Annotated in this window: 19 protein-coding genes and 1 riboswitch; of the genes, 9 read left to right on the plus strand and 10 right to left on the minus strand. The window is 67.0% G+C overall.

What is annotated here, in order from left to right; genetic code table 11:
- Positions 1-29: 29 nt before the first annotated feature.
- Positions 30-233 carry a heavy-metal-associated domain-containing protein gene (locus tag OOZ63_RS06790; protein ID WP_266004665.1) on the minus strand — a complete coding sequence of 68 codons (204 nt, stop codon included), beginning with the start codon at positions 231-233 and terminating at the stop codon, positions 30-32.
- A gap of 116 nt (positions 234-349) precedes the next feature.
- Between OOZ63_RS06790 and OOZ63_RS06795 the strand changes: the two genes are divergently transcribed.
- Genes OOZ63_RS06795 through OOZ63_RS06805 form a run of 3 tightly spaced genes read left to right on the plus strand, consistent with a single transcriptional unit; the run spans position 350 to position 4,022 of the window.
- Positions 350-2,710, plus strand: coding sequence for a heavy metal translocating P-type ATPase (locus tag OOZ63_RS06795; protein ID WP_266004666.1), 2,361 nt, complete (start codon positions 350-352; stop codon positions 2,708-2,710).
- Entirely contained in the window at positions 2,707-3,108 is a 402-nt protein-coding gene (cueR, locus tag OOZ63_RS06800) for a Cu(I)-responsive transcriptional regulator (RefSeq protein ID WP_266004667.1), read from the plus strand. Before OOZ63_RS06795 ends, cueR begins: the two co-directional genes overlap by 4 nt.
- 26 nt (positions 3,109-3,134) lie before the next feature.
- Complete coding sequence (locus tag OOZ63_RS06805; protein ID WP_266004668.1) at positions 3,135-4,022, plus strand: pirin family protein; 888 nt, start codon at positions 3,135-3,137, stop codon at positions 4,020-4,022.
- Between the two features lie 2 nt (positions 4,023-4,024).
- On the opposite strand, the gene OOZ63_RS06810 is transcribed toward OOZ63_RS06805, so the two are convergent.
- The 3 genes from OOZ63_RS06810 to OOZ63_RS06820 all read right to left on the minus strand — a co-directional run bounded on the left by OOZ63_RS06810 (position 4,025) and on the right by OOZ63_RS06820 (position 6,172).
- Positions 4,025-4,567 carry a cysteine hydrolase family protein gene (locus OOZ63_RS06810; RefSeq protein WP_266004669.1) on the minus strand — a complete coding sequence of 181 codons (543 nt, stop codon included), beginning with the start codon at positions 4,565-4,567 and terminating at the stop codon, positions 4,025-4,027.
- Between the two features lie 72 nt (positions 4,568-4,639).
- Positions 4,640-5,512 (minus strand): pirin family protein, encoded by an 873-nt coding sequence (locus tag OOZ63_RS06815; RefSeq protein ID WP_266004670.1) that lies wholly within the window; start codon positions 5,510-5,512, stop codon positions 4,640-4,642.
- A gap of 36 nt (positions 5,513-5,548) precedes the next feature.
- Entirely contained in the window at positions 5,549-6,172 is a 624-nt protein-coding gene (locus tag OOZ63_RS06820; RefSeq protein ID WP_266004671.1) for an FMN-dependent NADH-azoreductase, read from the minus strand.
- Between the two features lie 125 nt (positions 6,173-6,297).
- Between OOZ63_RS06820 and OOZ63_RS06825 the strand changes: the two genes are divergently transcribed.
- A complete protein-coding gene (locus tag OOZ63_RS06825; protein ID WP_266004672.1) occupies positions 6,298-7,209 on the plus strand; it encodes a LysR family transcriptional regulator in 912 nt (303 codons plus the stop codon).
- A gap of 7 nt (positions 7,210-7,216) precedes the next feature.
- On the opposite strand, the gene OOZ63_RS06830 is transcribed toward OOZ63_RS06825, so the two are convergent.
- Positions 7,217-7,966, minus strand: coding sequence for an energy transducer TonB (locus OOZ63_RS06830; RefSeq protein WP_266004673.1), 750 nt, complete (start codon positions 7,964-7,966; stop codon positions 7,217-7,219).
- A gap of 154 nt (positions 7,967-8,120) precedes the next feature.
- A riboswitch (TPP riboswitch) is annotated at positions 8,121-8,260 on the plus strand.
- Positions 8,261-8,347: 87 nt separating this feature from the next.
- Here OOZ63_RS06830 and thiC point away from each other — a divergent pair.
- From thiC to OOZ63_RS06855, 5 genes are read left to right on the plus strand one after another with little or no spacing between them, the layout of a single operon-like run.
- Positions 8,348-10,207 (plus strand): phosphomethylpyrimidine synthase ThiC, encoded by a 1,860-nt coding sequence (thiC, locus tag OOZ63_RS06835; RefSeq protein WP_266004674.1) that lies wholly within the window; start codon positions 8,348-8,350, stop codon positions 10,205-10,207.
- A 4-nt stretch (positions 10,208-10,211) separates the two neighbouring features.
- The gene (locus OOZ63_RS06840) at positions 10,212-11,249 is read left to right on the plus strand and encodes an FAD-dependent oxidoreductase (protein ID WP_266004675.1); all 1,038 of its coding nucleotides are present in this window, start codon (positions 10,212-10,214) and stop codon (positions 11,247-11,249) included.
- The gene (thiS, locus tag OOZ63_RS06845) at positions 11,246-11,449 is read left to right on the plus strand and encodes a sulfur carrier protein ThiS (protein ID WP_266004676.1); all 204 of its coding nucleotides are present in this window, start codon (positions 11,246-11,248) and stop codon (positions 11,447-11,449) included. Before OOZ63_RS06840 ends, thiS begins: the two co-directional genes overlap by 4 nt.
- Position 11,450: 1 nt before the next feature.
- Positions 11,451-12,242: a thiazole synthase gene (locus OOZ63_RS06850; protein ID WP_266004677.1), complete on the plus strand. Its 792-nt coding sequence runs from the start codon at positions 11,451-11,453 to the stop codon at positions 12,240-12,242.
- Between the two features lie 5 nt (positions 12,243-12,247).
- Positions 12,248-13,906 (plus strand): bifunctional hydroxymethylpyrimidine kinase/phosphomethylpyrimidine kinase, encoded by a 1,659-nt coding sequence (locus OOZ63_RS06855; protein ID WP_266004678.1) that lies wholly within the window; start codon positions 12,248-12,250, stop codon positions 13,904-13,906.
- A gap of 27 nt (positions 13,907-13,933) precedes the next feature.
- On the opposite strand, the gene OOZ63_RS06860 is transcribed toward OOZ63_RS06855, so the two are convergent.
- The 5 genes from OOZ63_RS06860 to OOZ63_RS06880 form a co-directional block, all read right to left on the minus strand.
- The gene (locus OOZ63_RS06860) at positions 13,934-15,157 is read right to left on the minus strand and encodes a CaiB/BaiF CoA transferase family protein (RefSeq protein ID WP_266004679.1); all 1,224 of its coding nucleotides are present in this window, start codon (positions 15,155-15,157) and stop codon (positions 13,934-13,936) included.
- Between the two features lie 9 nt (positions 15,158-15,166).
- A complete protein-coding gene (locus OOZ63_RS06865; protein WP_266004680.1) occupies positions 15,167-17,062 on the minus strand; it encodes a glycoside hydrolase family 127 protein in 1,896 nt (631 codons plus the stop codon).
- Complete coding sequence (locus OOZ63_RS06870; protein WP_266004681.1) at positions 17,059-19,239, minus strand: SUMF1/EgtB/PvdO family nonheme iron enzyme; 2,181 nt, start codon at positions 19,237-19,239, stop codon at positions 17,059-17,061. Before OOZ63_RS06870 ends, OOZ63_RS06865 begins: the two co-directional genes overlap by 4 nt.
- 39 nt (positions 19,240-19,278) lie before the next feature.
- Entirely contained in the window at positions 19,279-20,238 is a 960-nt protein-coding gene (locus tag OOZ63_RS06875; RefSeq protein WP_266004682.1) for a ribokinase, read from the minus strand.
- A 76-nt stretch (positions 20,239-20,314) separates the two neighbouring features.
- The gene (locus OOZ63_RS06880; RefSeq protein WP_266004683.1) at positions 20,315-22,471 is read right to left on the minus strand and encodes a TonB-dependent receptor; all 2,157 of its coding nucleotides are present in this window, start codon (positions 22,469-22,471) and stop codon (positions 20,315-20,317) included.
- Positions 22,472-22,553 lie beyond the last annotated feature (82 nt).

Below are 22,553 nucleotides of genomic sequence, written 5' to 3' on the forward strand. Positions count from 1 at the left end.
GCGGCGACCGGCCGCCAAAGTCCAGGGCCTTAGCCGGCTTCGGTGGCCGGCGTGTAGCCCGCTTCGCTGAGCGCCCGGACCAGCACCTCGCGGCCCAGCTCGCTACTGATGCGCACACGCCGGGCCTCGCGTTCAAAGTCCAGCGTCGCTGCGGCATCCAGCGCCTTGACGGTTTCGGTGACTGTGGCGACGCAATGGCCGCAAGTCATATCGGGCAGATGGAATTGGTACATGGTGCTTGTGCTCCTGTGGATGAGGGATGTTGGCAGCATAAAGTCTGCCATCGTGGCAAGGTCAACACCGATTGGGAGCTTGACCTTCCCATAATGGCAAGCTCCAGACTGCCCTCATGAACACCATCACCACCCCTCCCATCACCACTCTGCCCATCAGCGGCATGACCTGCGCATCCTGCGTCGGCCGTGTCGAGAAAGCCCTGCGCGCGGTTGCAGGCGTCAGCAAGGCTGACGTCAACCTGGCCAGCGAGGCCGCGACCGTCGCCGGCCCAGCCAGGTTGGACGCGCTGCGCACGGCCATCGAGAAGGCCGGCTACGGTCTGCGGGCACAAGATTTGACCTTGGCGATCAGCGGCATGACCTGCGCCTCCTGCGTCGGGCGGGTCGAGAAGGCCTTGCGCAAGCAGCCAGGCGTACTGAGCGCCGAGGTCAACCTAGCCACCGAGACCGCCAGCGTGCGCCTGCTGACCGGCCAGTCGACCGATGCGCTGCTGCAGGCCGTCGCCAAGGCCGGCTACAGCGCGGCGTTGAAAGAGGATGCCGCGGGCGAGGTACGGCCGGCCTGGGCGCAAAGCGGCTGGCCAGTGCTGATCGCGGCGCTGCTCTCCGCCCCGCTGGTCGTGCCGATGCTGGGCATGCTGGTGGGCCGGCACTGGATGCTGGATGGCTGGCTGCAACTGCTGCTGAGCGCACCGGTGCAGTTCTGGCTGGGTGCGCGCTTCTACAAGGCCGGTTGGGCCGCCGCACGGGCCGGCAGCGGCAATATGGACCTGCTGGTGGCGCTGGGCACAAGCGCGGCATTCGGCCTGAGCCTGTATCAGCTGCTGGACGGCGCCTCGGCCCATGCGCTGTATTTTGAGTCCTCCTCCGTGGTGATCACCTTGGTGCTCCTGGGGAAGTGGCTGGAAGCGCGCGCCAAGCGCCAGACCACGGCGGCAATCCGCGCACTGCAGGCGCTGCAGCCACAGACTGCCCGCGTCATTCGAGATGACCGCGAGCAAGAGTTGCCGCTGGCCGCACTGAGCCTGGGCGACGAGCTGATCGTGCGGCCGGGTGAGCGCATCCCAGTCGACGGCGAGCTGCTGGAGGGCCGCAGCCAGGTCGACGAATCGCTGATCACCGGCGAAAGCCTGCCGGTCTCCAAGCAGCCCGGCGCGCGGCTGACCGGCGGCAGCGTCAACGGCGAGGGCCTGCTACGCCTGCGCTGCACCGCACTGGGCGCCGAATCGACGTTGGCCCGCATTGCACGCATGGTCGAAGACGCGCAAGGCCACAAGGCGCCTATCCAGCGCCTGGTCGACCAGGTCAGCGCGATCTTTGTACCTGTGGTGCTGGTGATCGCGCTGATCACACTGCTGGGCTGGGGACTCGTTATCGGCGACTGGGAACAGGCCTGGCTCAATGCGGTCGCGGTGCTGGTGATCGCCTGCCCCTGCGCGCTGGGATTGGCCACACCGGCCGCCATCATGGCAGGCACCGGTGTCGCCGCCACCCACGGCATCCTGATCAAGGACGCGCAGGCGCTGGAACAGGCGCACCGGCTGCAGCTGGTGGCGCTGGACAAGACCGGCACCCTGACCGAGGGCCGGCCGCAGCTGATCGCGGCCGAGGGAGCGCCGGAGCTGCTGCGCCTGGCCGCTGCGCTGCAGGCGGGCAGCGAGCACCCGCTGGCGCACGCGGTGAGGGTTGCGGCGCAAGACCTTGCTCTGCCCGCCAGTGAAAACCTGCGCGCGGTCGCCGGGCGCGGTGTCCAGGCGCGCGTCGAGCAGCAAGACCTGGCCTTAGGCAGCGGGCGCTGGATGCAGGAGCTGGGCGTAGACCTGCGCCCGCAGCAGGCCCGTGCCGCCGCCTTGCAGGCCGAGGGCCGCACCGTGTCCTGGCTGGCGATGATCGGCGAGCAACCGCGACTGATCGGCCTGCTAGCCTTCGGCGATGCATTGAAGCCCCAGGCAGCCATCGCCGTGCAGCGCCTGCAGGCGCTGGGCATACGAACCCTGCTGCTCAGTGGCGACAACGCCGGCAGCGCCAAGGCGGTGGCCAAGACCCTGGGCATTGACGAGGTGCGCGCCGAGCTGCTGCCCGAGGACAAGGCCCGCATCATCGCGCAACTGAAGGTCGATGGCCGGCATGTCGCAATGGTCGGTGACGGCATCAACGATGCGCCGGCGCTGGCGGCAGCCGATGTCGGCATGGCGATGGCCACTGGTACCGAGGTTGCAATGGCGGCGGCCGGCATCACCCTGATGCGCGGCAATCCGGCCCTGGTCGCCGATGCGATCGATATCTCCAAGCGCACTTACGCCAAGATCCGGCAGAACCTGTTCTGGGCCTTTGCATACAACGTCGTCGGCATCCCGCTGGCGGCGCTGGGCTATTTGAACCCGGTGATTGCCGGCGCGGCGATGGCGCTGTCCAGCGTCTCAGTGCTGGGCAATGCGCTGCTGCTGAAACGCTGGAAGGGAGTTGCAACATGAGCACGCTCTTCAATATCGGTGAGGCGGCCGCGCGCTCGGGCGTCTCGGCCAAGATGCTGCGGCATTACGAGTCGCTGGGCCTGCTGCCTCAGGTCGCGCGCACCGAAGCCGGCTACCGGCTCTATTCGGACAAGGAGGTGCACACGCTGCGCTTCATCCGCCGCGCCCGCGACCTGGGATTCTCGATCGCCGAGATCACCGAGCTGCTCAAGCTCTGGCAAAACCGAGGGCGCGCCAGCAGCGAGGTCAAGCGTATCGCACTGGCACATGTGGCCGACCTGGATCGCCGCCTGGCCGAGATGACAGCGATGAAGCGCAGTCTGGAAGCCTTGGCCAGTTGCTGCCACGGCGACGAGCGGCCCGACTGCCCCATTCTCGACGGTCTGTCTGAGGCATGATCGCGCTGTGACCAAAGGAGCCTTTGATGGCCTTGATTGAACGTTTCACCGCAAAACAAGGCGAGGTCGGCGGCCTGCCGATCAGCCGCGCCTTGCCGGTTGTGGGCCGCCGCACCGTCGGCGCCTGGTGCTTCATGGACCATGCCGGCCCGGCCACGCTGGCGCCGGGCCGGGGCATGCGGGTCGGCCCGCATCCGCACACCGGGCTGCAGACCTTCAGTTGGATGATAGAGGGCGAGATCCTGCACCGCGACTCGCTGGGCAGCGAGCAGGTCTTGCGCGCCGGCCAGGTCAATCTGATGACGGCCGGGCGCGGAATCTGCCACTCGGAGGAATCGCTGACCGATAGGCTCCAACTGGCCCAGCTTTGGATTGCTTTGCCGGAGCACAGCCGATTTACCCCCCCGCGCTTCGAACACTTCGCCGAGCTGCCGCAGTTGAGCCTGGGTGGCTTCGCGGGCACGCTGCTGGTCGGCAGCCATGACGGCGCGCGCTCGCCGGTGCCCAGCGATACCGAGCTGCTGGGCATGGACCTGGCCTGCGTCGCGGCGGCTGTGACTGAGCTGCAGGTGCAGGCCCATTTCGAATATGGACTGATGGCTCTGGAGGGCGAGCTGACGCTTCAGCTGGACAACGGCGAAACCGCCTCACTGCAACCCGGCGAGCTGCTGTATCTCGCACCCGGCCAGACCCGGCTGTTGCTGCGCAGCGCGGCGGCCGCGCGGCTGCTGCTGCTGGGCGGCCCGCCCTTCCCGGAGCCGCTGCTGTTGTGGTGGAACTTTGTCGGTCGCAGCCCCGACGAGATCCGCCGTTTCGCGGCCGACTGGAACGCCGGCCTGGGCTTTGGAGAGGTCAGGGGCTATGACGGCGCGCGCCTGCTGGCGCCCGACGTGCCGGCGCTGCGCGCGCCCTGATCTCAAGGGTCGAGATCGATCTGCGCACTCGGCTCGGCGCTGATGCGCGGGCCGAAGCTGCTGATCTCGGAAAGCGTGGCATTGTGGTGCTCGCGAATGGAGGCCGCGCTGGCATGCGATTTGTCGTGCGTCGTGTGCGCATCGGCCGCCAGCACGACCTCGAAACCCAGCGCGGCGGCGCGGCGCGCGGTCGTGTCCACGCAAAACTCGCTGGCATAGCCGCACAGCACGACGCGCCGGCTGCCATGCCTGGCCAGCCAGTCCGCCAAGCCGGTGCGCAAAAAGGAATCCGGCGTGGTCTTGCGCAAGAGCGCATCGCCGACGCCGATATTCAGCTTCGACTCCAGCAGCCAGCTGTCCGAATGAAACGCAAGCAAGCCCTCGGCCGTCTCATGCTGGATGAAGGCCACCGGCACGCCTTGCTGATGTGCCCGGGCGGTCAACGCATTGATGCGCGCCACCACCGCATCGGCCTCAAAGGGCCGCGGCTCGGGCTCGAACAGCCCGCGCTGCACATCGATGACAAGAACAGCGGTTTCGCTCATGGACGACTGCCCTCACTGCGGCCAGGCCGGAAACCACCAGTCTATACCCGGCCCGCCGCAGCGATGGCACACTCAGGCCAACTTCCCCGTCTGGAAGTCACGCACCGCCTGCATCAGCTCCGCCTGCGTGTTCATCACGAAGGGGCCGTACTGCGCGATCGGTTCGTCCAGCGGCTTGCCGGCAATCAAGATGGCGCGGGTCGGCTCATCGCCGGCGCTCAGCCGCACCCCATCGCTGCCCGGCGTGTTGGCCAGTATCGCCATGCGCTGCGGCGGCACCGTGCAGCCGGTCTCGAAACGCAGCGCGCCACGATAGACATAGACAAAGGCGTTATGCGTCTCGGGCAGCAACTGCTCGAAGCTCGCACCGGGCTCCAGGTGCAGGTCCAGGTACAGCGGCTCGGTGTGCTCGCGCTGCACCGCACCTTTGACGCCATGGCTCTCGCCGGCGATCACGCGCACCTTGACGCCGTCCCGTTCGAACTCCGGGATCTCAGCGCTCGGGATATCGCGGTACCAGGGGTCGCGCAGCTTGTCCTTGGCCGGCAGATTCAGCCACAGTTGGAAGCCTTCCATCCGGCCTTCCTGCTGCTCGGGCAGCTCGCTATGAATCACGCCACGTCCGGCGGTCATCCACTGCACACCACCGCCCTCGATCAAGCCCTCATTGCCAGCCGAGTCGCGGTGCCGCATCCGGCCTTCAAGCATGTAGCTGACGGTTTCGAAACCGCGATGCGGATGGTCGGGAAAGCCGGCGATGTAGTCATCGGCCTGATCCGAGCCAAAGGCATCGAGCATCAAAAAGGGGTCCAGGCGGCGCTGCAAGGTGTTGGTCAGCACGCGGGTCAGCTTGACCCCGGCGCCGTCGCTGGTCGCCTGGCCGGCGACCAGGCGCTCCACCGCGCGCGGCTGGGTCAGCTGCGATGTCAGGGTGGTGGTGCTCATGGTCGTTGCTCCTTGTCGATAGGGAAAGAAAGTGAATTAGACCGTAGCCGGGTTGAGCAGCTCGGCGATCTGCGCACGGGCCCCCGCCACCGCGGCGGCTTCCGCATCGGGGCCCATCGCCAGGCCTTCGGCATAGATGAAGCTGACATCGGTCATGCCCAGGAAGCCCAGCACGGTCTTGAGATAGGGCACCATCGTGTCGCTGGGCTGGTCGCGGTAGACGCCGCCGCGGGCCAGCACCACATAGACCTTCTTGCCCTTAACCAGGCCTTCGGGGCCGTTGGCCGTGTAGCGGAAGGTGGTGCCGGCGCGGGCCACCGCGTCGATCCAGTTCTTCAGCTGTGTCGGAATGCCGAAGTTGATCATCGGCGCACCGATGACGACCACGTTCTGGGCTTGCAATTCGTTGATCAGCGCATCGTTCTCGGCCACGCGGGCATTCTGCTCGGCGCTGCGCGCATCGGCCGGCGTGAACAGCGCGCCCAGTGCGGCCTCGTCCATCACCGGGGTTGGGTTCAGCCCCAAGTCGCGCACGGTGACACTGGCGCCGGGATGCTGGGCCTTCAGTGCCTCGACCAATTCGCTGGCCAGGCGGGTGGAGAAAGAGCCCTGGCCGTCCTGGACACGACGGGCGCTGGAGTTGATTTGCAGAACGTTCATGGTGGTGCTCCGGTAGAGGGTTGCGTCGTCGTCTTGACGATGACTCCAATGTATTGGGCAGACCCGCGAGACAGAAGACGGTAGTCTGGATAAGATCGTTCCATCAACGAGACAATCAACCCCGAATGAGCCTGGACGCCGACGACTTGCTACTGTTTGCCCGCGTGGCCGATGCCGGCTCCTTCAGCCGGGCCGCCGAGCGGGTCAAGCTGCCCAAATCCACCGTCTCGCGCCGCCTAGCGGCACTCGAAGAACGGCTGGGCGAGAAGCTATTGCAGCGCAGCACCCGCCGCCTGACACTGACCGAATTCGGCCAAGGGGTGCTGGAACATGCCCGGGCGGTGGCCGCCGAGGTGGACGGCGCGCTGTCGCTGGCCCTGCACCGGCAGCAGCGCCCGACCGGGCGGCTGCGGGTCTCGATGCCGGCCGACTTCGCCCACCAAGCACTGGCGCCGATGCTGTGCGCCTTTGCCCTGGAGTATCCGGAGGTGTCGCTCGAGCTGGACCTGTCGCCTCGGCGGGTTGATCTGATCGCCGAGGGCTTCGATCTGGCAGTGCGTATGGGCGATCTGCCCGAAGACAGCCAACTCGCCGCGCGCCGTCTAGCCCTGTTCACGAACAGCCTGTATGCCGCCCCCAGCTATCTGCGCCTGCATGGAGAACCGCAGCTGCCCGAGGCCCTGGGCAGCATGCATGGACTTATGATTCTGTCGCGCTCCGGCGAGCCCATGCCCTGGAGCCTGCGTCGTGGCAGCGAGGGTCAGGCGTGGCAAGGCGTGCCCGACAAGCGCAGCCTGGTCAACGCGCCCGATATGCTGCTGCGCCTGGCCTGTGCCGGAGTCGGCATCACGGCCGTGGGCGACCACTTCGCCCAACCCTATGTCAGCCGCGGCGAGCTGGTGCGCGTGCTGCCAGACTGGGAGCTCGCGCCGGCCGCCTGCTGGGCGGTCTTTCCCGGACGTCGGCTGATGCCGCTACGCACCCGGGTCTTTATCGAGTCGATGGCCACGGCGCTGTCGGCCTGCCCGGGCCAGTGATATTGCATCACTCCGGTGGCCGGAAACCAATCTCCACCGTGGCCACCCGGGTCTTGTTGATCGGCGCGAAGCGCCAGCGCGCCACTGCCGCCAGCACGCTGGCGACCAGACGCTGATTGCTGGACTTCAGCACCTCGGGTGCCTGCACCGACCCATCGGGCTGAACCTGGAACTGCACCAGCACCGAGCCGGTGCCACGACCGCGCAGTAGCACCGCCGGGTACTCTGGCTCGACCCGTTCGATAAGCCGCAGCGGCTCTTCCGGCGGCTCGGGATCGGGCGCCGCCGCCGCCAGCGCCGCGACCGCCGGGCTAGGAGCGACCGGGCTGGTGGCGGCCTGCGGCGCGAGTGCCACCGCCTGCGTGATTGGCTCGGGCGCCGCTGCAGGCGCGGCAGCCACGAGCGGTTGCTCGGGCCCAATCATGGGCTCTGCGTGAGACTGAGCCAGCACCAGCCGCGCCGGCTCTGAAGGCGCTGGCTTTACAGCGGGCGGCGCCTGGCTCGCTGACGGCCGTATCGGCACCGCCGCCTCGGCAGACGGCGCCGCTCTGGTCTTGGGCGGCGCCTTGTCAGCATGGAAACGTATCCACTGGTAGACCTTGTCGGCATCACGCTTGGCGCGCTCGGCCGCACTGAGCTTGGCCTTGGCCTCGAGATCGCCGAGATCCTGCGCCAAGCCGAGGCCGCCGCTCAGGGTCAATGCCATGGCGAGCCCGGCAAACACGCCGGTCCTGTGATGCGGCAAGCTGATCTTCATCCATCCCTCCCTGGTCTGGTGTGGACACCGCGGCAGGTCTTCTGGATCGCCGCATGTGCGTCAAGCGCCCGAAGTGTAGGCAGCAAGCCCCCCGGAACAGGCCCCGGGTTTGCACCGACTATTGCCAAACTGTTCACACCTGACCCTATACTGCGCGCCTGCTCCGGGGTGCCCTGTTGCGCTGCATCGAGAAAATATTCTTGATGCAGCGTCGGGCTGAGATGTGGTGGAAGCCATGGTCCCGCTGAACTTGATCCGGTTTGTACCGGCGTAAGAAGAGCCTGCTCGCCTCCCCATGCCCTGGGCGCGAGCCCTGCCCGTTTCGTGCGCCCGTCCCCAGCCGTTCCAAGACCAGTCTCCGGGGTTCACCTGGAGACAGTCATGAACCGCATAACCGAACCGACCACGCTGGATCAGAGCATTGCGCTGAGCCGCGAACCCCTGCCCGCGTCGACCAAGATCTATCTGGCCGGCGAGCGCCATCCCGACCTGCGCGTGCCGATGCGCGCGATTGCCCTGACGAACGGCGAGACCATCACGGTCTACGACCCCTCCGGCCCCTACACCGACCCTGCCGCCGCCATCGATGTGCGGCGCGGCCTGCCCACGCCACGCGCCGCCTGGGTCGAGGCAAGACAGGACACCGAGGCCTACGAGGGCCGCCGCATTCAGCTGATCGACGACGGCTTGCGCGACCAGGCCCAGCAGCTCAAGCTGCATGAGATCAGCGCCGGCCTGCAGCGAACACCGCGCCGCGCCAAAGGCGGCATCGGTGCCAGCCACAACGTCACGCAGCTGCACTACGCCCGACGCGGCATTGTCACGCCGGAGATGGAGTTCGTCGCGATCCGCGAGAACCAGCGCCATGAATGGATGCGCGAGTACGACGCGGACGCCGAGCGCGAGACCCGACTGAAAGGCCATGCCTTCGGTGCCAGCATTCCTGATGTGATCACGCCCGAGTTCGTGCGCGAGGAGATCGCCCGTGGCCGCGCCATCATCCCGGCCAACATCAACCACACCGAGCTGGAGCCGATGGCCATCGGCCGCAACTTCCTGGTCAAGGTCAACGCCAATATCGGCAACTCGGCCGTCACCTCGTCCATCGAGGAGGAGGTCGAGAAGATGGTCTGGGCCACGCGCTGGGGCGCCGACACGGTCATGGACCTCTCTACGGGCCGAAACATCCACACGACGCGCGACTGGATCGTACGCAACAGCGCCGTGCCCATCGGCACCGTGCCCATCTACCAGGCGCTGGAGAAGGTTGGCGGCGTGGCCGAAGAACTGACATGGGCGTTGTTCCGCGACACCTTGATCGAGCAGGCCGAGCAGGGCGTCGACTACTTCACCATCCATGCCGGCGTGCGCCTGCCCTTCATCCCGATGACGGTCAAGCGCCGCACCGGTATCGTCTCGCGCGGCGGCTCCATTCTGGCCAAGTGGTGCATCGCGCATCACCAGGAGAACTTCCTCTACACGCATTTCGAGGAGATATGCGAAATCATGAAGGCCTACGACGTCAGCTTCTCGCTGGGCGACGGGCTGCGACCCGGCTCGCTGTCAGACGCCAACGACGAGGCCCAGTTCGCCGAGCTGCGTACCTTGGGCGAGCTGACCAAGATCGCCTGGAAGCATGATGTGCAGACCATGATCGAGGGCCCCGGCCATGTGCCCATGCACCTGATCCAGGCGAACATGGCCGAGCAGCTCAAACACTGCGACGAGGCACCCTTCTACACGCTAGGCCCGCTGACCACCGACATCGCGCCGGGCTATGACCACATCACAAGCGGCATCGGCGCCGCGATGATCGGCTGGTTCGGCTGCGCGATGCTCTGCTACGTCACGCCCAAGGAGCATCTGGGTCTGCCCGACCGCGACGATGTGAAGGCAGGCCTGATGGCCTACAAGATCGCTGCACACGCAGCCGATATCGCCAAGGGCCACCCTGGCGCGCGCGCGCGCGACGACGCGCTGTCCAAGGCCCGCTTCGAGTTCCGCTGGACCGACCAGTTCAACCTCGGCCTGGACCCCGACACCGCCCGCGAGTTCCATGACGAGACCCTGCCCAAGGACAGTGCCAAGGTCGCACACTTTTGCTCGATGTGCGGACCCAAGTTCTGCTCGATGAAGATCACGCAGGAGGTGCGGGAATACAGCGAAGGCATGAAGGCCAAGAGCGCAGAGTTCAAAGCCCAGGGCAGCGAGCTCTACATCCCCATCAAGTCTGAGTCCTGAACCGATGGCACGCATCGCCATCGCCGGCGCCGGCCTGGCCGGCCGCCTGTTCGCCTGGGCGCTGGCGCGGGCGGGGCACCGCGTCGAGGTCTTCGACCCCGCGCTCGGCCCCGAACCCCGTTTCGACGCGCAGGGCGCGGCCGCCTTCACCGCCGCCGGCATGTTGAGCCCGCTGGCTGAGCAGGAATGCGGGGGGGAAGCGATCGCCACCCTGGGCTGGCAAAGCCTCGCCCTGTGGCCCAGCGTCGTTGGCCAATTCAAAACGGCGGTAGGCTTCAGGATGCAGGGCAGCCTGCTGCTCGCCCATCGCAGCGACCGGGGCGCGGCGGCGCGGGCGCTGGCCCGCATGCCCGGCGCTCAAGATCTGAGCTCGGATCAGCTGCGCGCGCTTGAGCCGGCGCTCGCGCCGGGGCTGTGTGCCTGGCTGCTGCCCGGCGAAGGCCTGATTCACCCCATCGAAGCGATGGCGGCTCTGCATGCCCAGGCGCCCGGCGTTGCCTGGCATTGGCAGCAGACAGTGAGAGCTGTCGAACCTGGCCGCCTGGAGTTGGACGACGGCCGGCATGCCCACACCGACTGGGCCATCGACGCGCGCGGCCTGGGTGGCAGGCCAGACTTGCCGAGCCTGCGCGGCGTACGCGGCGAGGTGGTGGCGCTGGACTTGCCGGGCCACGGCCTCCTTCGTCCGCTCCGCCTGCTGCACCCGCGTCACCGCGTATATCTGGTGCCGCGCAGCGGGCATGAGCTACTGCTGGGTGCCAGCGAGATCGAAAGCGAGGACCGTAGCCCGGTCAGCCTGCGCAGCGCAGTGGAGCTGATGGCGGCCGCTCATAGCGTACTGCCGGCGCTGGCCGAGGCCCGAATCGGCCGGCTGGACCGTCATCTGCGCCCCGCCCTGCCCGACAACCTGCCGCACAGCCATCACGAGCCCGGCCTGCTGCGACTGAACGGCCTGTACCGCCACGGCTGGCTGCTGGCGCCCGCCCTGGTACAGCGCCTGCTCGGCCAGAGCGGTCTCGCTTCCCTGGAATCCACCCCATGATCACCATCCATCTGGACGAACAAGCGCTGCAGCTGCCGCCCGGCAGCACGCTGGCAGAGCTGCTGGCCCGGCAGCAGCGCACGCCCGAGAGCGTGGCCACCGCCCGCAATGGCGAGTTTGTCGCCCGCGAAGCAAGACCTGGCACGGTGCTGCGCGACGGTGACCGGATCCTGCTCTTCAAACCCATTGTCGGAGGCTGATATGGATGATGGACTGATCATTGACGGCGTTGCACTGCACAGCCGGCTCTTCCTCGGCACCGCCGGCTACCCCAGCCCACAGGTCCTGCAGGACGCGATACTCGCCAGCGGCACCTCGCTGCTGACCGTGGGGCTCAAGCGCACCCTTCAGTCGGGCGACAACGGCGCGCTCGCGCAGGCCCTGGAGAGTGCCCGAGCCCAGAGCGTGCGGTTGCTGCCAAACACCGCCGGCTGCCGCACGGCACGCGAGGCGGTGCAGCTGGCGCAGATGGCGCGCGAGCTCTACGGCACGCACTGGATCAAGTTGGAGGTGGTCGGCGACGAGCTGAGCCTGCAGCCTGACCCCTTCGAGCTGCTCGCGGCCGCCAACGAGCTGGTGCGCGCGGGCTTCACCGTCTTCCCCTACTGCACCGAGGACCTGATCCTGGGCCGGCGCCTGCTAGACGTCGGTTGCGCCGTGCTGATGCCCTGGGCCGCGCCTATCGGTTCGGGCCAGGGGCTGACGAATCTGCAGGGCCTGCGCACGCTGCGCGAGCGCCTGCCCGAGGCGCTGCTGATCATCGATGCCGGCCTCGGCGCGCCCTCCCAGGCCGCGCGGGCGCTGGAGCTGGGCTTCGATGCCGTGCTGCTAAACAGCGCGGTGGCCCAGGCACGCGACCCGGTGGCGATGGCCAAGGCCTTCCGCGATGCGGTGCGCGCGGGCCGCCAAGCCCGGCTCGCCGGGCTGATGGCGCCGCAGGAATTCGCAGTGGCCAGCACGCCGGTCAGCGGCCATGCCTTCCTGCTGAGCTGAGCACCATGAACGAAGTAATCCATCCCCATCCCAGCCTGCCCTCGCCCTGGGTCCAAGCCAGAGACCCCGGCTCCGACCGCGCACCGCCCTGGACGCAAGACCCGACCCCGCCGGTGGTCTGGAGCGTGGCTGGCACCGACAGCGGCGGCGGTGCCGGCCTGTCGGCCGACACGCGCGCAGCGGCAGCGCTGGGCGTGCATCTTTGCCCGGTGGTCGCGGCAATTACCGCACAGAACTCGGTCGGAGTGCAGGCCGTATTCCCGCTGCCCGGCGAGCAGTTGCAGGCCCAGCTCAGCTCGCTGGCCACCGACATGCCGCCGCGCGTCATCAAGACGGGTCTGCTGGCCAGCGTCGCTGCGGTGCGCTCGGTGGCCGAGATGGTCGATGCGCTGCGGCGTGAACGCGGCTTCGTTGGCTTGGTCGTCGATCCGGTGCTGTGCTCCACCGCCGGGGGCGCCTACTTTGCCGATGAGGCGCTGATAGCCGCCTACCGGGAGTGGCTACTGCCCCGCGCGAGCCTGGTAACACCAAATCGCCGCGAGGCCGCTCGCCTGACCGGACTGACCGGACTGACGGACGACGTGCCGGCCATGGCCGCAGCGCTACGGCAGTTGGGTTCACTGGCCGTCTGCATCACCGGTGGGGACGACGCCGCTGAGCTTGCGCTTGACTGGTGGGACGGCATACTCAGCCCCTGGCAGCCCGAGCTCGGCCGCACGACCGGCTGGCTGGCGCTGCCCCGCGTGGCCACGCGCCATCACCATGGCAGCGGCTGCAGCTTCGCCACTGCCGCTGCCGCCGCGATGGCACGCGGCTTCCCACTGCCAGACGCGACGGTGCTGGCCAAGATGCTGAGCTGGACCGCGCTGCGCGACGGCCATGCCGCCGGCGCCGGGGCTGGTCCGCTGCGGCCGGGGCCGGCCTTCATCGCCGAGCCACAAGCGATGCCGGTGATGAGCTTCGGCGCTGAGCCACTGGATGCGGCAACGCTGATCCGCTGGGGCCGGGTATTGCGCGGCGAGGTCAAGGCAGACTTTCGCTGTGGACTCTACGCGATCACCGACGACGCCGCTCGCGTGGCCGAGCTCGCCGGCGCGGGGCTCTTCCCGCAGATCCAGTTGCGGGTCAAAGCCGAGGCCCAAGTCGGCCAGGATCTTCGCATGGCGATACGCGCCGCCTTGCGAGACGCGGGGTGCGGCAGCCAGCTCTGGATCAACGACCACTGGCGCCTAGCCCTGGAGGAAGGGGCGATGGCTCTTCACCTGGGGCAGCAGGACTGGGCAGCGCTGCGCGATGAGGAACGCAGCCTGTTGCTGCGCGAGCGCGAGGTCTGCGGCCTGAAGCTGGGCATCTCCAGCCACAGCCTTTGGGAGCTGGCGCGCGCGCGCGGCCTGGCGCCCAGCTATATCGCCTGCGGCCCGGTCTGGCCCACCACGACCAAGGACATGCCCTGGCTGCCGCAAGGTCTGAGCCAGCTGCGATGGTGGACTCGCATGGCCGGAACGCCGGTGCTGGGCATCGGCGGGGTTCTATCGACCGCACAGGCCGAGCGAGTGGCGCGAACCGGTGTGGCCGGCGTCTGCCTGGTCAGCGCGCTGAATCAGGGAGCTGCGGCTTGGACCGCTTACAGCGAGGCGTGGATGCGCGGCCAGTGGGCCAATTGAGTCACTGCGCTGTACGCTGATCTGCGGTCAGCGCAGCGCACCACTGGACTGCAGGCGCTGTCGCTCGTCTTCGCTGTAACCAAGCTCAGACAGAAGCTCATCTGCATGCTGGCCACGCAGCGGTGCAGCGAACGGCTCAGGGCCAGGGGTACGGCCGAACTTGATCGACCGCGTCAACCCGCGATACCGGCCCAACACAGGATGCTCTACGGTGCTGACCATCTGCTCGGCCAGCACTTGAGGGTGATCAAACATGTCCTCGATGCGCCGCGCCGCCGCACAAGGTACTTCGTCGCCGAACAGCGCCTCCCATTCGAGCGCAGTACGCTGGCGTAAGGCCTGGTGCAGCCTCGGCACCAACTCGCCGGCGGTCTGGGCACGTTTGCGCACGCTGTCAAAGCGCGGATCATCAGCCAGTTCAGAAAGGCCAACCTTCTGGCAAAGCGCCTTCCAAAAGCGCGCAGTGTTGGCGGAGACGTAGAGATGCCCTTCGCGCGTCGGGTGAATGCCCGTGACGCCGCCAGAACGCATATCGCGGCCGATGTCTAGCGGCTCGCCCTCGGCCCAGATCAGCCGGGCCGACTGCATCGTCAGGGCACTGCGCAGCAGCGAGATGCCGACATACTGGCCCAGGCCGCTGCGTTCGCGCTCGAACAGCGCGGCCGCCACGCCCGAGGCGACCAGAGCCGCCGCGTAATAGTCGACCACCGAGCCATAGATGATCTCCGGCGGCCCGCCCGGCTTACCCTGCAGCGCGCACATGCCGGTCATGGTTTGCAGCACTTGGTCATACCCTGCCTTGTCCTTCATCGGCCCACCTTCGCCGTAGCCGGTGACGGCACAGTAGACCAGACGCGGATTGATCAAGTTAAGCTGCTCGTGCGCGATACCCAGCCGCTCGGGCACCGAGGGGCGGAAGTTATGGACCAGCACATCGGACTCGCGAACCAGGCGCATCAGCACGGCCAGACCCTCGGGCTTCTTTAGGTCTAGTGCCAGGCCGAGCTTGCTGCGGTTGACGCCGAGAAAGGCGCGGCTCTCGTCCTGCAAGGTCGAAGGATAGCTGCGCAAATTGTCGCCGTCGGGCGGCTCGATCTTGATGACCTCGGCACCCTGGTCAGCCAGGATCGAGCAGCCATAGGGCCCGGCGATATAGGCGCTGAGGTCGAGGACCCTCACGCCGCTGAGCGGGCCGCGGGGCCCAGTTCGGTCGGCCCGCGGGTGGTCTGTCGGTGAAGCTTTGCTTGCCATGGATCGGAATCAGGGGGTGTTCGTGCTGACGGTGGCGGTGCGGGCCTGTGGGGGTGCCAGCGACAGCCAGCTCAGACGCCAGCTGCCGTCCTCACGGCCTCCGCAGCGGTAATAGGGGCTGAAGGTCAGCGGCGGGCGATAGCCCAGATGCAGAAGGATCTCGGGGCCCTCGTCGCCGCGCGCGACCGGCAGCACCTCGAGCCATTCTTGCGGCGGCGTATCGGGCAGCCGGATCGTCTCCTCGGTCTTGAAACCGTCGATCAACGTTGTCGCATAGACCAGCGGCCCGCGACTCAAGGCGAAGTACTCGAAGCGCAGCACCTGCTGCTCGACCGGCGAACCATCGGGCGCGCGCGACTCCTGCGTGTTCTGCTGTAGCCGTCTGTGCGTCACCACGGGCATCGGCAGCTCAAGCAGCAACTCGTCTCCGCTACACCAGCGGCGCTCCACCCGCAGAAACTGGCCCGGCTCGAGACGCAGTCCTAACGCCTCGCCATTGAGTTTGAGCTGAGCTCCCTCGGCCCAGGCCGGGATGCGCAACTGCAGCGGGAAGGCGACGTTGCGCTCAACCTCGCTGAGAAGAAGGTGCACGCGGCCGTCAAATGGGTAGCCCGTGCGCTGCTGGATGTGTACCGTGCCGGCGGCAGGCAGTTGCACGGCGGCGCTGCCCGGGCTGTAGAGATTGACGCTCAGGCCGCCATCGGCGGTGACGCCATAGGCCAACGCCGGCAGCTCCTCGACGGCCAGCGCGCCGCTGGACTTGCAGCAACGCCAGTAAGTCGTGTGAACGCGCCGGCCGTTCGGGAACGAGTAGTAGCACCAGTCCTCACCGTTGGGTGCCATTGCGCCTAGCAGGTCGTTATAGGCCGTGCGCTCGATCTCCTCGGCATAGAAGGCCTCGCCGCTGATGCCCAGCAGCTCACGGTTGAGCTGCAACCAAGCCAAGGTCGAGCAAGTCTCGACATAGGCCTGCGGCTCGAAAGTGCCGCGCGCATTGAAGACCTCGCGCGAACGGTGGGCGACGCCTCCACAAGGCCCCCCGCCAAGGCTCAGATGATGGTCGCGGATACTGCGCCACAGATTGTCGACGGCTTGCCGGCAATCGTCGCGGCCGGTTGCCTTGTGCAGCTTGGCCAGCCCGACCAGGTTCCAGGCCAACTGGTAGGCCTTGCCGGTGGCGATCTCGGATGCGTCGACGCCGGCCAGCGCGCGGCGCAGGAGGGCCAGCTGTGGATGCGCATCGGCCTGCTCGAGAATGGTCTCGGCCAGGGCCAGATAGCGCGGGTCCTGTGTCGCCAGGTAGAGGTCGACGGCCGGGTCGAGCAGCACGGTGGCCGACATGCCGTGATGGTTGCCTAGCGTCGTGATGTCGATGCCGCGGTCGACGATGCTGTGCCAGCACAGATCGCCTATGCGCCGTGCGGCGGCGAGATAGCGCGGCTCGCCCAGCACCCGGTGGGCTTCGAGCAGACCCAGCAGCAGATAGCTGTGTGTCCAGATGTCCCAGGTACGCAGCGCCGGCTCGCCGTTCCAGCTCAGCGGCTTGGGCGGCTGCGGCACCATGAAGCGGCGTTCGGGCGCATAAGTGCCCATATAGCCGTCGGCCTGCTGGCGCTCGACCAGGTGGTCGGCCACATGGCGCAGTTGCTGGGTCAGCACCGGGTCCTGTGATCGCGCGCAAGCCTTGGCGGTGGCGGCCAGCCATTTGCCGGCATGTTCGCCGTACCAGTCACCCTCGTGGTTCTGCGCCACGCGCGCCGGGTCGAAGATGGCGATCGCCGGGCTGTCCGAGCCGGTGATGAACCGGCTCAGGCGGCCGCGCCGGTTGGCCTCGAGTGCGCGGCCCAGCAAGCCGCCGATCTGGTTGGCCGAAGTGAACTGCTGGGCGGGCAGCGGGCGGTTCATCGGGCGTCCACCACGCAGCGGAACCCGATGCCGGCCGAGCGGTCCTTGCAGGGCGCCATCAACAAGTACTTGCCATGCTGGTCGAGCCGGTACGCTTGCGGAAAATACCAGTGCGAGGTCTGCGGCAGATAGCTGCTGCCGCCGCGCAGGATGGCCGCGCGCGTGTGCTCGTCCCGGTACTCGTCGGTCCATTGCCACACATGACCGACCATGTCCTCGACGCCGAAAGGGCTGGCGCCGCGCGGATGTGTGCCGACATCAGCCGGCGCACGCATCGTACGGCCTAGATCGGGCGCCGGGACAGCGGTGGCATCCCAGGCATTGCCCCAGGGATAGAGCCGGCCATCCTGGCCCTGAGCGGCATACTGCCATTCCCATTCGCGCGGCAGTCGCTTGCCGGCCCAGGCCGCATAGGCCCGCGCGTCCTCCAAACCGACCCAGGTGACGGGCTTGTGCTCCCAGCCCGGGCGCGGCGCGCCGTCTACCCAGTCGCGCAAGAAATTGTGGGCGTCGCGTGGCGCATAGCCGCTGGCATCGACGAAGCGCTTGAACTCGGCATGGGTCACCGGATGGCGATCGATATGGAAGCCCTGCAGCACCAAGCGGCGGCGGTGACCACGGCGGGCGCTGTCTTCCCAAGGGTACTGCACATCGACGCCGGCCCAGGTCTGGCCTTCGATCTCGATGCCGCCGACCACGAAGTCGAACTCGGCGGCGGGGACAGTGACCATGCCTGCGGGCGCGACGGCCTGCGGGGCCGTCGCTGCGATCTCGACCAGGGCCTGCGGGATCGCACGCCATTGCGCCGACAGGCTTTGCAGCGGCGTCTTCGCGAAGCTGGCGGCCCGCTCGAGATGGGCGGCCAGCCCATCGCTCGACTGCCCGGCATCAAGCGCCAGCACCGCGCCGTACCCACGCGACTCCAAGCCAAGCTCGATCAGAGCCTGGCCGGCGATGATTCGCGGCCGCAGCTCGGTGCCGTTCCAGAGGTCGTAGTAGCGTCGCCCCTCGACATGCGGCAGGGCCATCTGCTCGCCGTCAATCGCGTACTCGTGGCGATTGACCAGGGTCCACAAAACCCTCCCCTCTAACGGAAACCGGCTGGCGAAAACGCCGGCCTGCAGTGTTGGCGCATAGGGCCGCCAGTCCATACTGACCATGAAGGGAGCGAAGGCGCGCTGCAGGGTCGCGATGCGGCGCAGGGTTTCTGCGTCGCGCGGCGTCAGCTGGTTCCAGATGCCCCAGATGTTTTCCCAGGCGTTGTAGCCGATGCCGTTGAAATGGATGTACTGCAGGTCGTTGCTGCGATCACGGCCCCAGCGGTTTTCCACATTGATCATGTGGCGAGGCTCCAGCCACTTCCACTTGGCCACCGAGGGGATCACTGCGTCCGGCACCTTCTTGCCCCAGCTCTGGACATTCCAGATCAGCTGTTCCTCCGACGAGATGGTCGACTCGGGCTGCAGCACGATCGGGCAGCCGACCGCCTCGCAGGCATCGAAGAACGCGCGTGGCACGCCGTTATAGGTATCGCCGTTGATGCCGTCCGCACCGACCTGGCGGATGACATCGGCGATCGCATGCCAGTCGCGCTGAGCCTGCGAGCGCGTGCCGTTGTCCCATGGCTTGGTCGGCAGGAAGACACGCACACCGCGGCGATGGAAGGCGTCGATCGCGCCCTTCAAGCCCGCCAGCCCTCCGGGCAGGTCGTGCGCCAGATCGGTCTGGTTGCGGTCGTCGACGCCGATATTTGGGTAGATGTACCAGATCAGTACGCTGTCGATGCCGCCAAAGCGGGCCTCGAGATCGTCCAGATAGCGGTCGACCGTGTACTCGCCCTTCAAAGGGTCGTAGAAGTAGCGATCCTCGACCATCATTTGGGCGTGGACGAAGTTGCGTTGCGCCCATTGAAGCTCAGACCGGCGGTAGTTCGCGTCGTCGTAGCCGATCCGGATCAGGTGCTCACGACGCCAGTCGATCAGCTCGCGGATCCAGTCCTCGGCCGTGCCCTTGGCATCCATTTTCCAGTGGCCAATCTCGGCAAAAGGCCAGCCGGGCGCCTTGCCCGGTGTAGGCAGGTAGCGACCGGTGGTCACATGGGAGAAGCGGAACTCGGTCGCGATTGGGCGTCGGTCGTCGTCGCCTGGCGGCGACAGATGGTCGGTATCGGAAGTCATGCGGCTATCGTAGAGAGCAAAGCGGGAAGTGGGTATCGATCAGGCAAGTGCGCCAGACAGGCCGCAGTACTCGGCCAGGGATTCGTCCCACACCTCGGTATCCGCGCGGGCCCGCAGGAAGGAGTCGACTTCCTGCTGTGTCGGCACGCTGGCCTGGGCACCGAGCCTGGTGCAGGCCAGCGCCGCGGCCGCGCTGGCGCGCCGTAGCGCCTGAGGCAGTGGCAGCCGCTGGTGCAGCGCGGCCACCAGCACACCGCAGAAAGTGTCGCCGGCGGCCGTGCTGTCGAGCGCATCGACCGCGAAGCCGGCTTGTAGATGGAAGTTGTCGCCCAGCTTCGCGCAGCAACCGCGGGCCCCTAAAGTCACGACGACGCAGGGCACGTCCAGACGGCCCAGTGCCTCGGCCAGATGAGCTGTGGGACCGGCGATCGCCGCCAGCTCGCCCTCGTTAACAACCAGTACGTCGATCGCTCCGAGCAGCGCAGCAGGGATCGCGCGGGCCGGCGCGGCGTTCAGCACCACCCGAACGCCGGCCGCGCGAGCGCGGCAGGCATAGTCGGTCACGGTCTCGATCGGCGTCTCCAGCTGCAAAAGCAGATGGCTGACGCCAGCCAGCGAGGGCAGATGCTCTTCGCCGAGACATTGGTTGGCGCCGGGCGCAACCGTGATCGCGTTCTCCGCCAGGTCGGACAGGCAGATGAAGGCGCTGCCGGTAGCCTGGGTCGCAACCCGCAGCACATGCAAATGCACGCCGGCGTCGCGCAACGAGTGCTCGATGGGCGCGGCGGCGGCATCGTCTCCCAGCGCCAGCAACATCTGTGTGGCCACGCCGCCTGCTCGCGCGCAGGCCACCGCCTGGTTGGCACCCTTGCCGCCGGGGAAGGTGGCCAGGTCCCGGCCCAGCACCGTTTCGCCGGGCGCCGGCACATGGGCGGCGCGGACCACGAAGTCGAGATTGGCAGAGCCTGCCACGAGGATGGTGCTGCTTGGCGTGTTCATGGAGGCAGGGTCGAAGTCGAGTTATCGGTGCAAGAGCGGGACAGGAAACCGGACTTCGGCCCCGCCCCGATGAAGCTCAGAACTTGAACGTGTGGGTAATCGAGTACACGCGGCCGCGCCCGGACCAGAAGTTCTTGTAGCCCGCCAGTTGCGACCAGCTGAGGATGTAGAACTTGTTGGTCAGATTCTCGACACCGGCGGTCAGCTTGCCGTAGCGACCGAAGTCGTAGTTGGCGCCGAGGTCGAACAAGGTGTAGCCGCGCGTGCGCTCCTCGCCGCTCTTGCCGATGTTGAGGTCGCGAGACATCAAGCGCGTCGCACCCAGGGTCACATCGCCCTGCGGCGCATACTTCCAGGTCACGGAAGTCGCGAACTTGTCGGGATTGACGTCATTGACGCCCATGCGCTTGTCAAGCGGACCGTCCTTGACGAAGGTTGTCTTGCCGAGAATGCGCGAGAAAAGGCCGGTGAGCTTCCATTGCCTGTTCAGGTCGATGTCGCCCGCAAACTCTAGGCCCTTGATGTCCACCGGTGCCCGATTCATCACGAAATCATTCGTGACCGGGTCGATGGAAAGCGACACGCCGAGGTCTGAGCTCGAGTCATAAATGGATGCGCTGAAGCTGGCGCTCTGGCCGCGCCAGTTGACGCCGATCTCCTTGTTTTTGACCAGGATGGCCTGCAAGTCGAGGATGCCATCGACCGACTGCCCGGGCTTGTTGATATTGCGCAGTGGGATTCCGACGTTGGGCAGGCTGAAGCCCTTGCCGGTCGACACGAACATCGACCAGCTCTCGGGCAGGCGCAACACGGCGCCGATGTTGGGCAGATTGGCCGTGTAACCCAGCTTGCCGCCCTGCACATTGACCCGGTTGCGATAAAAGGTCGTTGTGTAGCTGTCGACGCTGAGTGTGCCGTCTTCGCGACGCAAGCCGCCGCTGAGTGTCAATGGACCCAGGTCATAGGAGAGCTGAGCATAGGGCGCTGTGCTCTTGTAGAGCATCGGCGGCACCCACAAGCGATTGGTCAGCGCCAGGCGTTGCTGGGCCTCGTCCTCAACGAGGTCGACACCGGCACGCAGCTCCAGGCCCTGCACCGCGAAGATGTCGGCGCGCGTCCACGAGGTACGCAGCCCCCTCTTCTCCGTATATATCTCCGACTGGTCCCACAGCTGGCCGAGCGGCGCGATCAGTGGGTCCTGTCGATCCTCACCGTTCTCAGCCGGATAGCGCATCGCCTGCTCGGCAATGTAGGCGTCGGCGCTGAAGACGCCGCCAAACAGCTCGTTATGGCGGTAGGAGATCGTGTATTGCTTGAAGTCGTTGAACTCGGGCCGCGAACCGGGAATTTGGCCGCGCTCCGAGGTATTGGTCGAACCGGTCTCCCGGTCACCCTCGACCAGGTAGTAGTTGCCCTTGCCTTCGATCTTGAAGTTGCTGGCTGAGACCTGCACGCGCTGGTTCTTGTCAGTGCCGAAATCGAAGCCGGCCTTGACGAACAGGTTGTTTGCCTTGGAATCGGCCACCGAACCGCTGGTATTGAGGCCGACTCGGCGTGGCTGCGCGTCATAGGAAATGCCGCGGTCAATGCGAGAGGCCGACACAAGCAGGTCGTAGTTCTCATCCTTGCGCATGAAGTTCAGCCCGACCTTGAAGCCGCCGCTGTCGTCATGCCCCTGGGTCGTATAGCGTGTGATCAGCTCGAATTCGTTGCCTTGCTTGGTCGGCGTTTTCGAGATGTAGTTGATGATGCCGCCTGCGGCGCCGACGCCCTCCGAGGCCGACGGGCCGTTGATCACCTCGATGCGACCAACCACGCCCATGTCGGTGAAGGTGGCACTGCGGCCACCCTCGCGCAAGGGCGAGCCTTGCGGCACGCCATCGAACAGGCGCAGCGCGATCCGGCCGCGCAGGGTCTCGCCGGTGTTGCTCATCGCCTGCGACGATTCCGAGTAGCCGGGCACGCTGCGCGCCAGCACCGCGCTGGCATCTTCGGTCAGCGCCAGCGTGTGGGCCACCTCCGCCTTGCCGACTACGGTAATGGCGCCAGGAATCTTGTCGATCGCCTTGGCCGTGCGCGAGCCGGTGATGATGGTGGTGCCAAGGCGCTGCGGTTGCGCGTCCGGCGCGCTCGCGGCGCTGGCGGGCATAGGCGCCGCTGCTGGCTGGGCATAGGCCGACGAAACGGCCGAGGCGAGCATCAAAAGGGTCAGGGAGGAAGGGACTTGTCTCATATTGTTTTGTCTCTGTTTGGGGAAGGACGGGGAATCGCCGCGGCCTTGCGGCCCGGGGCTCCGGCCCGTCGCGGTCGATGCG

It is taken from the genome of Paucibacter sp. PLA-PC-4, assembly GCF_026241155.1.
Classification (GTDB): domain Bacteria; phylum Pseudomonadota; class Gammaproteobacteria; order Burkholderiales; family Burkholderiaceae_C; genus Roseateles_E.